Origin of the sequence: Aquirufa antheringensis (assembly GCF_023921165.1) — a bacterium.
Taxonomy (GTDB): Bacteria; Bacteroidota; Bacteroidia; order Cytophagales; family Spirosomataceae; genus Aquirufa; species Aquirufa antheringensis.
The window spans coordinates 2,019,425-2,033,958 of the sequence record NZ_CP049835.1 but is presented as its reverse complement, the minus strand read 5'-3'; the positions used below and the strand labels follow the sequence as shown (position 1 = coordinate 2,033,958).

At 41.6% G+C, this 14,534-nt stretch carries 12 protein-coding genes; 10 read left to right on the top strand and 2 right to left on the bottom strand.

Going from position 1 to position 14,534, the window contains the following annotated elements; all coding sequences use genetic code 11:
* The first annotated feature begins 2 nt into the window (after positions 1 to 2).
* From G9X63_RS09125 to G9X63_RS09115, 3 genes are read left to right on the top strand one after another with little or no spacing between them, the layout of a single operon-like run.
* Positions 3 to 584 (top strand): glutathione peroxidase, encoded by a 582-nt coding sequence (locus tag G9X63_RS09125; protein WP_236633929.1) that lies wholly within the window; start codon positions 3 to 5, stop codon positions 582 to 584.
* 1 nt (position 585) lies between these two features.
* On the top strand, positions 586 to 1,494 hold the full coding sequence (gene menA, locus G9X63_RS09120) for a 1,4-dihydroxy-2-naphthoate octaprenyltransferase (protein ID WP_252622660.1): 909 nt from the start codon (positions 586 to 588) through the stop codon (positions 1,492 to 1,494).
* Positions 1,495 to 1,525: 31 nt separating this feature from the next.
* Positions 1,526 to 2,878 (top strand): tetratricopeptide repeat protein, encoded by a 1,353-nt coding sequence (locus tag G9X63_RS09115; protein WP_252622658.1) that lies wholly within the window; start codon positions 1,526 to 1,528, stop codon positions 2,876 to 2,878.
* Positions 2,879 to 2,911: 33 nt separating this feature from the next.
* On the opposite strand, the gene G9X63_RS09110 is transcribed toward G9X63_RS09115, so the two are convergent.
* Entirely contained in the window at positions 2,912 to 3,685 is a 774-nt protein-coding gene (locus tag G9X63_RS09110; RefSeq protein WP_130896326.1) for an AMP nucleosidase, read from the bottom strand.
* Between the two features lie 67 nt (positions 3,686 to 3,752).
* On the opposite strand from G9X63_RS09110, the gene G9X63_RS09105 reads away from it, so the two are divergent.
* The 4 genes from G9X63_RS09105 to G9X63_RS09090 are packed head-to-tail and all read left to right on the top strand — an operon-like array spanning position 3,753 to position 8,073.
* Positions 3,753 to 4,196: a type I restriction enzyme HsdR N-terminal domain-containing protein gene (locus tag G9X63_RS09105; protein WP_252622656.1), complete on the top strand. Its 444-nt coding sequence runs from the start codon at positions 3,753 to 3,755 to the stop codon at positions 4,194 to 4,196.
* Positions 4,193 to 5,785 carry an alkaline phosphatase PafA gene (pafA, locus tag G9X63_RS09100; protein WP_252622654.1) on the top strand — a complete coding sequence of 531 codons (1,593 nt, stop codon included), beginning with the start codon at positions 4,193 to 4,195 and terminating at the stop codon, positions 5,783 to 5,785. The genes G9X63_RS09105 and pafA overlap by 4 nt, the downstream gene beginning before the upstream one ends.
* Before the next feature lie 4 nt (positions 5,786 to 5,789).
* Positions 5,790 to 7,100, top strand: a complete 1,311-nt coding sequence (locus tag G9X63_RS09095; protein ID WP_252622652.1) for a UDP-glucose dehydrogenase family protein — start codon at positions 5,790 to 5,792, stop codon at positions 7,098 to 7,100.
* Between the two features lies 1 nt (position 7,101).
* On the top strand, positions 7,102 to 8,073 hold the full coding sequence (locus tag G9X63_RS09090) for a UDP-glucuronic acid decarboxylase family protein (protein WP_252622650.1): 972 nt from the start codon (positions 7,102 to 7,104) through the stop codon (positions 8,071 to 8,073).
* Between the two features lie 346 nt (positions 8,074 to 8,419).
* Here the strand turns inward: G9X63_RS09090 and G9X63_RS09085 are convergent, their stop codons facing one another.
* Positions 8,420 to 11,782, bottom strand: coding sequence for a TonB-dependent receptor (locus tag G9X63_RS09085; RefSeq protein ID WP_252622648.1), 3,363 nt, complete (start codon positions 11,780 to 11,782; stop codon positions 8,420 to 8,422).
* A gap of 256 nt (positions 11,783 to 12,038) precedes the next feature.
* On the opposite strand from G9X63_RS09085, the gene selD reads away from it, so the two are divergent.
* The 3 genes from selD to G9X63_RS09070 are packed head-to-tail and all read left to right on the top strand — an operon-like array spanning position 12,039 to position 14,532.
* A complete protein-coding gene (gene selD / locus G9X63_RS09080; RefSeq protein WP_252622646.1) occupies positions 12,039 to 13,076 on the top strand; it encodes a selenide, water dikinase SelD in 1,038 nt (345 codons plus the stop codon).
* Positions 13,076 to 13,837, top strand: a complete 762-nt coding sequence (locus G9X63_RS09075) for an alpha/beta fold hydrolase (protein ID WP_252622644.1) — start codon at positions 13,076 to 13,078, stop codon at positions 13,835 to 13,837. Before selD ends, G9X63_RS09075 begins: the two co-directional genes overlap by 1 nt.
* Positions 13,834 to 14,532, top strand: coding sequence for an SAM-dependent methyltransferase (locus G9X63_RS09070; RefSeq protein WP_252622642.1), 699 nt, complete (start codon positions 13,834 to 13,836; stop codon positions 14,530 to 14,532). Before G9X63_RS09075 ends, G9X63_RS09070 begins: the two co-directional genes overlap by 4 nt.
* The last annotated feature ends 2 nt before the right edge of the window (positions 14,533 to 14,534 follow it).

The following is a 14,534-nucleotide window of genomic DNA, read 5'->3' as shown; positions in this document are numbered from 1 at the left end:
TCATGATCGCAAGTTTTATGAAAATCGGATCGTTATTAACGGCTTTGGCCTTACCATTCACTCAAAAAACCGTCTTAAACAGACCAGAAAAAATGGAAACTCCCGCTGCAACTACCAACTTCCATTCCTTCAAAATGAAAGGAATCGATGGAAAAGAGATTGATTTCTCTCAATTCAAAGGAAAGAAAATCATCGTATTAAATACCGCATCTAAATGCGGATATACACCACAATACGCTGATTGGGAGAAATTCCACAAAGAAAACAAAGACATCGTTATTTTAGGCTTTCCAGCCAATGAATTTGGTGGACAAGAACCAGGGTCTAACGCAGAGATTTCTTCTTTCTGCTCATTAAACTATGGCGTTTCCTTCCAAATGATGGAAAAAGTCGTGGTTAAAGGATCCGAAAAATGTGAATTATACCAATGGCTTTCAGACAAATCGAAGAATGGTTGGAATGAAAAAGAGCCAAGCTGGAACTTCTGCAAATACGTAATCAATGAAAAGGGCGAATTGCAAAACTTCTTTGCTTCAGGTATCAAACCAAATAGTCCAGAATTTTTAGCTGCGATCGGAAAATAAGATGAATAGATGGGTAGACGCGGCAAGACCTAGAACCTTACCGCTGGCGGTTGGTAGTATATTATTAGGTAATTTTCTGGCTTATGCCTCTGGAAAATTTGATTTCCTAATTGCTCTACTAGCGACACTCACTACGCTTCTTTTGCAAATCCTGTCGAACTTCGCGAATGACTTAGGCGACTACTCGAATGGAGTCGATAATGCAGACCGCAAAGTGGCTTTAAGAGCCGTTCAAACCGGAAAAATCAGTCAACAAGAGATGAGAACTGCCGTTATAGGGACTGCAGTTCTTTCTTTTGTTTCAGGCATCTCCTTATTATTTTTCGGACTAAAGAATGCCACGCTAGAAGTATGGGGCACTTTTCTGGGTTTAGGTGTATCCGCCATTGCCGCAGCCATTGCGTACACCGTAGGCAAAAGACCTTATGGCTACATGGGATTAGGAGATATTTCCGTCTTTCTATTTTTCGGTTTAATTGGGACGCTAGGAACCTATTATTTACAGACTTATCACTTAGATGTAGCCATTTTCCTCCCGGCATCTGGCTGTGGATTATTATCCGTGGCAGTATTGAATTTAAATAATTTACGAGACATCGATAATGATATCAAGACGGGTAAGAATTCAATTCCCGTTCGAATAGGCAAAACCTTTGGTTTTTATTACCAGAAAGCACTTTATATAGCAGCTATCGCCTGCTTTTATGCCTATCCTTTCGTAGCTGGAATAAAAATAGGTGTCAATCAACAATTACTAATTGTAGGTATATACCCTATTATTGGGTTGTTCCGCGAATTACATTCAGGGATGAACTCGGAACAAATTGATCCCTATTTGAAAAAAACAGCTTTAAGAACGCTTTTTTTGATCATCGTTTTCGGGATCATCCAAATTTTAACAAGCCAGTAATTTCGCTTATTTTTACAAAAAATAAGTTACTATGAAATTCAAAGTGGGCTTTCTTGCCTTCGCCTTATTGGCTTTCCAATTCCCGTTATCAGCGCAAACAGCTGAAATCAATCATTTAGAGATCGGTTTAAACCAAAATAAAACAGGAAATTACGCGGACGCCTTACGCAATTTCAGTTTAGAAATTGAAAAAAACGCTGCTAACCCTAATCCCATTGCTTTTTATAACCGGGGTTTTGCAAAATACAATTTGAAAGATTTTCAAGGAGCGATTTTGGACTTCAATAAAGCCCTGGAATTGAAGCCCAATTACTTCGAGGCGTTTATTGCACGTGGCCAAAGCTTCAGCAAGCAAGACAACCACCCCTTAGCGATTCAAGATTACAACGAAGCGATTCGTTTGAATCCGTTAGAAGGAACTGCCTATTTAAGTAGAGGTATTTCCAAAAACAAATTAGAAAACTACCGTGGAGCCATCACTGATTTCAACAAATCGCTGGAGTTATTGCCCGACTATGCCCCTACCTTAGCCGTGAGAGCAGATAGTAAGTCAAAATTAGGGGAGTATGCTGGCAGCATTGAAGATTACAACAAAGCCATCGAGATAACGCCAAAGCGTACGAATTACCTATCAGGACGCGCCTTTGCGAAGATGAAAATAGCCGACTTCAAAGGCGCATTAGCGGATTTCACTGAGGTATTAAAATTGAGTCCTGAGAAATCAGAGGAGTGGTATTATTCTGGCTTATGCAAAACGCAGCTGGAAAATTACCGAGGTGAAAATGGAGAGAAAGGAGCGCTAGAGGACTTCAACAAGGCCTTGGAATTAGATCCTGAGAATATTGAAGCGATGTATGGCCGCGGCTTCGTTAAAGCCAAATTAGGCGACCAGCGTGCAGCGATGGAAGATTTTACCAAAGCAATCGAATTCGGAAATAATGAAAATGCGAAGATTCTCTACACCGCTAAACTGGGTAAAATTCAACTAGATGAAATCCGCAATGGATTAGTTGATCGCACGAAAATGACCGACATGAGTTCAGGAAGAGCGGAAGTGTTTTTCCACCGCGGCTTAGCCAAAGTGAAATCTGGTGACCCTAAAAGCGCGATAGATGATTATAATCGAGCTATTTCCTTCCATCCTACGTACGCAGATGCCTATTTCCAACGTGGTATCGCTAAATCAAGTCTAGGAGACCAACGCAATGCCATTCAAGATTGCAACAATGCCATCGAATTGAATGACAAATTTGCCGAAGCCTATTTCATTCGAGGCATCATCAAGCTGGCCTTAAACGATTCAACAGGTTGCCTGGATTTAAGCAAAGCAGGCGAACTGGGTTACGCAGGAGCCTATAATGTGATTCGAGATTATTGTAACTAAAAAAAAGGCCTTCTGAATAGAAGGCCTTTTTTTTTAATCAAATCGTAAGTGTTTCACGGACTCACCAGAATTCGCTAATTCCTCCAGCGCATCGATACCGATTTGAAGGTGTTTGTCGACAAAATTAGCCGTCACCTTCTTATCGCTAGCATCTGTCTTTACTCCATCCGGTGTCATCGGATTATCAGATACTAACAAAAGGGCGCCATGAGGAATTTTATTTTTAAATCCGACCGTAAATATCGTTGCCGTTTCCATGTCAATTCCCATCGCGCGAATATCCGACAAATAGGTCTTGAACACTTCATCGTGCTCCCAAACTCGACGATTCGTGGTATAAATCAATCCAGTCCAATAGTCCAATTCGTGTTTCTTAATCATCGATGAAACCGCACGCTGTAAACGGAAGGAAGGTAGGGCTGGCACTTCTTTGGGCATATACTCATCCGATGTTCCCTCTCCTCGCACCGCGGCAATAGGAAGGATTAGATCCCCTAGGGCTAAATTCTTTTTCAAACCGCCACATTTACCTAAAAACAATACCGCTTTCGGACTAATAGCTGATAAAATATCCATCACCGTCGCGGCCATAGGAGAACCCATCCCAAAATTAATGATGGTAATATTATGTGCTGTAGCCGTCTGCATGGGGCGATCTAGGCCTTTAATGTCAACCCCAAATTTCTCCGCAAACATATCCACATAATTCTTAAAATTGGTCAATAAGATATACTGTCCAAAATCTTCCGAATTCGTTCCCGTATAGCGGGGTAACCAGTTCTGTACAATTTCCTCTTTGGTTTTCATATTTATACTCTCCTTTGTGATGAATTAATTAAGCAAATAGATTAATTTAGAGCTTATATTGATAAAGATGATCACATCTCCCGAATTAAACTTAGTCTTTCCTGCCTATTCACACAAAGTAAAGAAAAAGGAAGGGAAATTGTATATTTTGGAAGAGATCACCAAGAAATATCGATTACTTACGCCTGAAGAATGGGTTAGGCAACACTGCTTGCATTATTTAGTGAACGATTTGAAATACCCAGCGTCATTATTCCAAATAGAAGGAAGCATGAGGGTAGATCAATTAAACAGACGTACGGATATCCGGCTATTTAAAAACAATGGGGAGGTTTTTATGCTGATAGAATGCAAAGCACCTCATGTGGATATTAGTTTAAATACCATACAACAAATCAGCCAGTACCAAAAAATACAGCAAGCAGAGTACCTAGTCATCACCAATGGCCTACAAAATATTATACTACATCATTCAACAGAAATAGTAAACGAATTCCCCTCATACTCATGAAAAAAGCCCTTTTCATTTTCTTAGGACTCTTATCTTTTTCCGGCTTAGCCCAAAAGAAACCAGCCTTAGTAGTAGGTATTGTCGTAGACCAAATGCGCTATGAATACCTCAATAAATATTACGATCGCTATTCGGATAAGGGTTTCAAGCGACTGATGAGAGAGGGAATGAATTGCACTGATAATCACTACAATTACGCACCTACGGTCACGGCAGCTGGGCACGCAAGTGTTTACACAGGCACTGTTCCTGCTATTCACGGCATCGTGGGAAATGATTGGATCGAAGTAGCTACGGGTAAAAAGATGTATTGTGTGGATGACACTACAGTACAAACCGTGGGCAGCAAAAGCAAGGCGGGTCTTATGTCCCCTAAAAATATGTTCACCTCCACCATCACGGATCAGTTAAAGATGGCGCAAAATTACAAGTCGAAAACGATCGCCATCGCTCTGAAAGACAGGGGTTCTATTTTACCAGGTGGACACACGGCAGACGCAGCCTATTGGTATGATTCAGCGGAAGGATATTGGATTACCTCTTCTTTTTATGCCAAAGAATTACCTACTTGGGTTCAGAAATTCAATCTAGAGGGTCGCCCTCAGAAATACATTCAAAAGGGCTGGAATACGTTGTATCCAATCGCATCCTACACTCGCTCAGCAGAAGATGATAGCCCGTATGAGAGCAAATTAAGTGGAGAGAAGGCACCCGTATTTCCGCACGAACTGAAAGGGGGTAATGCATTGGAAGTTATTCGTACGACACCATATGGCAATAATCTAACGAAAGACTTCGCTATAAAAGCAATAGACGAAGAAAAATTAGGTAAGAACGGGACAACCGATTTCTTAGCGATTAGTTTCTCATCGACGGATTACGTGGGTCACTCTTTTGGACCTCAATCGATCGAATTAGAGGACACCTATTTACGTTTAGATCAAGATATTGCGGACATCTTGGCACATTTAGATGCCAAATTAGGCAAGAATCAATACTTGGTTTTCTTAACTGCAGATCACGCAGTCGCAGAAATCCCTTCTTATATTAAAAGCAAACGCCTTCCGGGTGGATCATTTGATAATGGCAAAGCGATTAATGAAGCAAAAGCAGCTTTAAAGAAGGAATTTGGAGAGGTGGAATTGATGACTGGAGCAGATAATTACCAAATTTACCTAAATCACACGAACCTGGAGCGATTACATATTACGAAGGAGGCGGTGGCTAAGGTTTTGGAGAAATCGTTTAAAAACCAAGCAGGATTCGCTGAATTAGTGGACATGAGAGCGGCCGCTTTAAGTCCCATCCCTGCCATTTACCGCGAAATGATCATCAACGGTTATAATCAAGCCAGAAGTGGCGACTACATGTATTTATTGAAGCCACAATGGTTCTCCGGCTACAAAACAGGCACATCACATAGTGCTGTTTATGCCTACGACACACACGTTCCTTTGTTATTTTTTGGCTGGAACGTAAAACCAAAAGAAATTAACCAAAGAACACATATCAGTGATATTTCTAGCACCTTGGCCAATTGGTTAAAAATCAACGAACCGTCAGGAAGTATTGGAAAAGTAATACAGTAATTATATGAAAATAGCCGTTGTAGGAACTGGATACGTAGGTTTAGTCACAGGAACTTGTTTCGCCGAAACAGGAAACCAAGTGACTTGCGTAGACATCAATCAAGAAAAAGTACTGCAAATGCAGGCCGGGAAAATTCCCATTTATGAGCCTGGATTAGATGATTTATTCCAAAGAAATACCCAAGAAGGACGCCTTCATTTCACCACTTCGTTAAAAGAGGGTATCGAAGGAGCTAAAGTCATTTTCTTAGCCCTCCCTACCCCTCCAGGCGCGGATGGATCCGCAGATTTAAAATACATTCTGCAGGTGGCCAATGATTTAGGACCTATCTTATCAGATTATACCGTTATCATCGATAAAAGCACCGTTCCCGTAGGAACCTCTGATAAAGTGAGAGCAGCCATCGCGAAAAACGCTACCGTCGATTTTGACGTCGTTTCTAATCCTGAATTCTTACGCGAAGGCGTGGCAGTGGAGGATTTCATGAAACCAGATCGTGTCGTGATCGGGACCCAATCTGACCGTGCGAAGGACTTAATGTCTCGCTTGTATGCGCCATTAGTTCGCCAAGGAAATCCGATCATCTTTATGGATGAACGATCTGCGGAGTTAACAAAATACGCAGCAAACGCCTTTTTAGCGACCAAAATCACCTTCATGAACGAAATCGCGAACCTATGCGAACTCGTAGGCGCGAATGTAGACGAGGTGCGCAAGGGAATCGGTACGGATTCTCGGATCGGGAAACGCTTCTTGTTCGCAGGTATCGGTTACGGTGGAAGTTGCTTTCCCAAAGACGTGCAAGCGCTAGCTAAAACTTCGGCAGAGAACGATTACGAGTTCAAGATTTTGGACTCGGTGATGCAGGTGAATGAAAGCCAGAAAACGAAACTTATTCCACATTTGGCGAAACACTTCAAAGGCGATTTAGCTGGAAAGAAAATTGCCATGTGGGGTTTAGCCTTCAAACCCTATACCGATGATATCCGGGAGGCACCCGCCTTGTACAATATCGACGCTTTACTGGAATTAGGTGCCACCGTGAGTGCCTATGACCCTGAAGCAATGGGCCACGTGAAGCAATTAATGGGCGATAAAATTACGTTTACTAAAAATCCATACGAAGCTTTAGAGAATGCGGATGCGCTTTTAATCGTCACAGAATGGCCGCAATTCAGAACGCCAGACTTCGAGCGAATGGATAGTTTATTGAAAAACAAAGTCATTTTTGACGGCAGAAATTTATACGAATTAAACCAAATGCAGGAACTAGGCTACACCTATTATTCCATTGGCCGCCAAACCATACACTAATATGAAACGAATTTTAATCACCGGCGGAGCTGGATTTCTAGGATCTCATTTATGTGATCGCTTTATCAAAGAGGGTTACCACGTCATCGCCATGGATAATTTAATCACAGGCGATCTAAAGAACATCGAACACTTGTTCAAATTAGAACACTTTGAATTCTACCACCACGATGTTTCCAAGTTCATCCACGTTCCGGGCGAATTGGATTATATCCTGCATTTTGCCTCGCCAGCCTCTCCTATTGACTATTTAAAGATTCCGATCCAAACCTTGAAAGTGGGATCACTGGGAATCCATAATTGCTTAGGTTTAGCTAGGGTTAAAAAAGCGCGCGTTTTGATTGCATCCACTTCCGAAGTGTATGGTGATCCGAACGTACATCCACAACCAGAAGAGTATTGGGGAAATGTAAATCCAGTGGGACCACGTGGCGTATATGATGAGGCCAAACGTTTCCAAGAAGCCATGACAATGGCGTATCATACTTACCACGGTTTAGAAACTCGCATCATTCGTATTTTCAATACCTATGGACCACGCATGCGACTGAATGATGGTCGCGTTTTGCCTGCTTTTATTGGACAAGCGTTGCGTGGAGAGGATTTAACGATGTTTGGGGATGGTTCTCAGACGCGTTCGTTCTGCTATGTAGATGATTTAGTCGAAGGCATTTATCGCCTCTTATTGAGCGACTATGCACAACCTGTGAATATTGGAAATCCGGATGAGATAACGATCAAAGAATTTGGCGAAGAGATCATCAAATTAACGGGTACATCACAGAAGTTAATTTCTCTTCCATTGCCAACAGATGACCCCAAACAACGTAAACCTGACATTACCAAAGCGCGCAGCATTCTAGGCTGGGAACCCAAGGTGAGTCGTGCCGAGGGATTGAAGATTACGTACGATTATTTCAAGTCGTTGAGTAAGGACGATTTGTTTAGAATGGCGCATCACAAAACGTTTTAGTCGCGAAGCGGACTAAAACAGTAGCCAGTGGACAGTAGACAGTGGTCAGTTCAGAGGAAAAGAGTCCAGAGGAACCTATTTCCTATACAAACAAAAAAGGCGCGAATTGCGCCTTTTTTGTTAACCTACTTTATACTCTATGCTCTATAATCTATACTCTAAAACAGTAGTCAAAGAGTCGCCTCAAGCGGCGGAGCCGCCCTCGGCTCAGTCAATGAGTCCGGAGGAAATTATTTTCTATACAAACAAAAAAGGCGCTTAAAGCGCCTTTTTTGTTAACCTACTTTATACTCTATGCTCTATAATCTATACTCTATAAAAAAGGGGACCTAAGTCCCCTTTTTTATTAATTAAAGATATAACGTACACCAAACTGTGCTTGCCATCTTGATCCTAAACCAAAGCTACGTTGGAATGAATCTGTCAATGGAACAGATGATGTTGGGTTACCTTGGTAACGGTGAGGGAATTCAAACGTTGGCTTACCTGTAGCAGCATCATTACCTAAGTAAGATAATAAGCCAGCACGTAAAGGCGTTTGATTTAAGCCCCACTGTGAGGATGCATAATTACCTAAGTTAAATACATCTAACGTGAATTGTAAGGTATTTTTCTTACCACCGACCTGGATGTAGAAATCTTGGATTACTTTGAAATCAAAGTTAGCAGCCCAAGGTAATTCAGCTCCGTTACGCTCAGCATATTGACCACGACGAGAGCTTAAATAAGCATCTTGAGAGATGTACTTATCTAAATCAGCCCATTGTTGTGCTGCTGTGTAAGTGAATTTCTGAGAAACGTTGTAAGAAATAACTTTGTCTTTCAAGATGATTTCACCTTCTCCACGAGGGATGTACATTAAGTCATTAGCTGTTTGGCCATCACCATTCATATCACCTGAGTACGTATAAGAGAAACGACCTGCTGGAGCTACTGAATACGTAAATCCAAAAGTAGTTGCTGCCTTTTCGTTCAAGTAATTTAATTTATATGAACCATACGCGTTGAAACGGTGTGATTGCATGTAAGATGAATAAGAAGCTACGTTTTCGTTCGGATCACCAGACACAACGCGATCTCTCCATTGTGATTGAGCAATAGATCCACCGTCATTCACTGAACGTGAATCAGAGTTTGTGTAAGATAAGGATGCAAATAGACCATTATCAAATGCCTTAGAAACCGTTGCAGTTAAGGCATAAGAATAACCTAATTGTGTATTCTTGATCACAATCGCATCTGAGATATTAGGATTCAAGCCTGAATTACCTGCAGCTGGAGCATTAACTCCTTTAACGTTACCATATATTTGGTTAATCTTCGTATTCGTTGGAATACCCGCTGAAGAAGCTGTGTAATAAATAACACGGTTATCAGCACCTACCGCCTTCACTTTCGAATCTGGCAAGTTGACGTTTTCCAAATAGACTGCGTTGATATCTTTCGTGTAGATACCTTCTAATGATACTAACCAACCATTTCCTAAGCTCTTGTCTACCGCTAAGTTAGCACGGAATACTTGAGAGAATTTGAAGTTAGGATCTGTTACCGCTAAGTTATAAGACGTAGGGATAATAGAGGTAGCTACCGCCGGACGGTAAGCATCTACATTCGCGTTGAATGGACGGTTTGTTGGATTTGTTAAACGCTCAGATCCAAATAACACACCATTATTAGACAATTGGTTAGATAACCAAACGTAAGGAACACGTCCAGAGAAGATACCTAAACCACCACGTACTTGTGTAGTCTTGTCATCTTTCACATCCCAGTTAAATCCAAAACGTGGAGACCATAAAGTCGTAAAGTCTGGTAACTGATTTGTTCTTAATACCGTATTGTTACGGAACGTTAAGCTAGGAACATAAGCGTTGTTGTACTTAGGATCATTATCCACAGGGAATGAAGTTCCATCTGCACGTAAACCGAATGTTAATTTCAAACCTTTCGCAGCGGTGATTTCATCTTGTACATACAAGGAAGTCGTATTACCCTTCATTTCCGCAAATGGGAATGTCGCGTAGTTAGACCATGATTGCTGGTATTGAACCGCATTAGAAACACCCGTGTTTACAGAGGCAATAAAATCATCTACTGATTTGAATTGGTAGCCACCGTAGTAGTTAGGAGCAAAACCGTTTCTAAATGCATTCATCTCAAATGCAGCACCTAACGTAAATACGTGCTTTCCAGCATAGTAAGTTAAGTTATCTGATGCTTGGAAGATATCTGAATCTAAGATATTGTTAGCTGAGAATGGCTCGAAACCAAAAGCAGTTAACTCATTCAAGTTATTGTTACCGATATCAACTGTTGGGAACGGAGTGTTGTTAACAGGTGATTGACGGAAGTCACGCATTTGTGTATAACCTACAGTCAAGTTATTCGCTAATTTGTCAGAGAACGTTGAGTTCAATTCAGCAATGTACGAATCCAAGTTGTTATTAATACGGTATAAAGAACCTTGGAAAGGTAAAACCGTAGCTGATGGGTTACGACCACCTGATAAAGATCCTGATGATGATGGGCTAACATCAGCATAAGAACGTAGGTAGTTGTATTTCAAGTTAAACTTGTGCTTGTCAGAAATATTCCAGTCTAAACGAACGTTCGCTTTTTGAGAATAATTTTCTTTGTCCCAGTTCTCGTAAGCACCTGGATCGTAGTTGAACTTCGATTTCAACAAACTCTTAATGCTTTCTAATTGCTCCACAGTCGCAATAGATTGATTACCTGCTGTAGAACCAGCACGGCGCGCTACAAAGTTAGAACCTGGTTGTGTTTGTAATTCTTGCTCGAATGAGGCAAAAACAAACAATTTATTCTTTACTAAAGCACCACCGATACGACCACCGAATTGACCCCTTTGGAAGTTACCATATTGGTTAGTCACATCACCGATCTTGTTACCTACTTGGTTTTGGTCTGTACCAAAATAGTAAGCAGAACCAGACCAATCATTTGTACCAGATTTCGTTACCACGTTGATGTTAGCACCAGTTGCCATACCTTGACGAACGTCATAAGGAGCAATTAATACTTGGAATTGATCGATCGCATCTACTGAGATAGGTGAAGCACCAGCTTGTCCACCAATGGTAGGTGATAAAGCGAACGCATTGTTAAAGAACGCACCGTCTACCGTTACGTTGTTGTATAATGCATTACGACCAGCGAAGTTCAATCCGTTTGCACGTGGATCTAAACGAGCAAAATCACCTAACGAACGATTTAACGTAGGTAAAGTAGTGATAGAGCTGTTAGAAACCGTCGTAGCAGCACCCGTACGACCTGAGTTAATCACAGAGGAACGAGACGCAACCACCTTAACTTCTTCTAGTTGAGCTTGGTTTAATTCTAATTTGAAGTTTTGACGAAGTTCTGAAGCTAACGTCAAAGAAATACCTGATTGAACAGATTCTTTGTAACCTACGAAAGATACAGTCACTTTGTAAGGACCACCTACACGCATGTTAACGATATTGTAACGACCATCTCCACGAGTGGATGCACCGTAACGAGAACCCGTAGGTTCGTGAACTGCGATTACCGTAGCACCTGGTAATCCTTCTCCTTTTTCATCCACAACAGTACCCGACAAAGCGGATGTTGTAGACCCCTGAGCAAAGGCTTGCCCAACAGGTAGTGCCATCACAAGCGCGAAAAACGCTCCCAATAACACTGATTTAGTAATAAACCTTCTCTGCATAAATTTGGAATTTAGTTATATAATAATTTGAGAAATGATAGCACAAAATAAACGAGAAAAATCAAATACTCCAAAATATCTCAATAAAGTATTTTCACCGAAAATGGGTTAATTCGTTGATATTTAGGACTAATCTCGAAAAAACCTGCAATATCCTAACAGCTGCAGCCTCTTATAGTCCTATAAATCGCATTTATTTAACAGAAACTTAATTTTTAATTATTTAAAGAATAATTTTGTAGCCTAATTATTCCAGATGTCAGAAAATATCAAATTAACTTCTTTTAGCCACGGCGCAGGTTGCGGATGTAAAATATCCCCTCAGATTTTGGACCAAATCCTTAAATCAGATAAACCAAAGGCTTCCCATCCCCTCTTATTAGTCGGAAACGAGAGCCGAGATGATGCGGCCGTATTTGATTGGCAGAATGGCGAAGCCGTAATCTCAACGACGGATTTCTTTATGCCGATTGTGGATGACCCCTTTGATTTCGGTAAAATTGCGGCCACTAATGCGATCTCTGACATTTATGCGATGGGCGGAAGTCCGTTGATGGCCATCGCCATTTTAGGCTGGCCGATTGATAAATTAGCCCCAGAAATTGCAGCACAAGTACTTGAAGGTGGACGCGCTGCTTGTGCAGAGGCTGGCATTCCGCTAGCGGGAGGCCATTCGATTGATTCCCCTGAACCTATTTTTGGGCTTGCAGTCACTGGAAAAGTGCGCAAAGAACATTTGAAACAGAATGATACAGCCACGAAAGGCTGTATGTTATACTTAACGAAGCCATTGGGCGTGGGTATTTTATCTACAGGCCAAAAACGAGGCATCGTTAGTCCTGCCGATTTGGCTCGTGCGGTGAAGCAAATGAGCACCTTAAATTCATTTGGAGAAAAGCTTGGACCACTTCCTTATGTTACCTCTTTAACGGATGTGACAGGATTCGGGTTATTTGGTCATTTAGTGGAGATGGCGGATGGATCTGGATTGAGCGCTAAAATTGCGTTCGAAAACTTACCATTGCTTCCCAATATTGATCATTATTTAGACCAAAAGTGCTTCCCAGGTGGAACAGCACGCAATTTAGCCAGCTATGGCGAACGTTTAAGCGAAGAAATTTCAGAACGTCAACGTTACATAGGAGCGGATCCTCAGACTTCTGGTGGATTGCTAGTCGCTGTAGAAGCGGAACATACGGCAGCCTTCGAAAAGTTTGCACTGGAGCAAGGATTAGAGTTAAGTCCGATAGGGGAATTAACAGACAGAAAAGAAAAAGCCATTTACTTAGCCTAATGAAATTATTCTATCGCGCACTTGGTGAATCGGGCACGCCGGTTATTATTTTACACGGCATTTTTGGGACCTCCGATAATTGGTTAGGTTTTGGAAAAGCCATCTCAGAAAATCACCGCGTATTTTTAGTGGACCAAAGAAACCACGGACAATCTCCCTGGGGAGACGAATTCAATTACGAGGTGATGGTGGCTGATCTGTTGGAATTCATCCAGGAGCATCAATTAGAAAACCCTATTTTTATAGGCCACAGCATGGGAGGCAAAGTAGTGATGCAATTTGATTTGTTACATCCGGGCATCGCTTCTCGCATCGTGATAGTCGATATCGCCCCTAAATTCTATCCAGTACACCATACGCACATTTTGGAAGGATTAAACAGCCTGAATTTAACTACATTGGAAAGTCGCCAAGCAGCCAATGAGCATTTGAAGCGCTTTGAAGAAAAAGAAGGCGTTCGTCAATTCCTTTTAAAGAATCTGTACAGAAACGCGGAGCAGCAATTTGCGTGGCGAATTAATCTGAAAGTAATCACCAAAAATATTGATGTAGTGGGGCACGAATTATTCGTCCCTGCTGCCTCCAATACCGAAACGCTATTCATCAAAGGAGCTGATTCCCATTATATTCAACCGGAAGACGAGCGATACATTGCGGAAATTTTCCCTAATTTTGAATTTGTAGAAATTCCAGGCGCAGGCCATTGGGTGCAAGCGGACCAACCGGAGCTATTTTTACAAGCGCTTCAATCGTATTTATGAAAATTTTTCTCATCCCCTGCCCGATTGCTGAAAACACTTCAACCGAAGTCCTACCTCCTCAAATCTTAACGGCCCTTCAGCAGACGACGCATTTTTTAGTCGAAAATGTGCGAACGGCCAGGAGATTCATCAGTGAATTGAAATTAGGAATTCAGATTGAGAGCTTGACTTTTGAAGTATTAGATAAGGATACACAGTCTAAAACGGTCACCGATTTCTATAAAAAACATAGTTCAGTCGAATACATCGGTGTTATTTCAGAAGCGGGTTGCCCTGGGGTGGCGGATCCAGGAGCTTTAGCCGTTTCGATTGCACAGCAACAAAACATCGAAGTCATTCCTTTAGTAGGCCCTTCCTCTATCCTATTGGGATTAATGGGGTCTGGATTTTCAGGCCAAAGTTTCGCCTTCATCGGCTACCTTCCTATCGATAAAGCCGCTCGTATTCGCAAGATAGAGCAACTAGACAGAGATGTAGCCAAATGGGGTCAGACACAAATCTTCATCGAAACACCCTATCGTAATAATGCACTACTAGAAGATTTGATTGCACAATGTGCCCCAGATTCCCTAATTTGCATTGCCTGTGATGTGACCGCGCCCTCTAGTTTTGTCCAAACAAAAAAAGCCAGCGACTGGGCAAAAGCGCAACCCGATTTGCACAAAAAACCTTGTATTTTTCTTTTAGGTAAATAAAT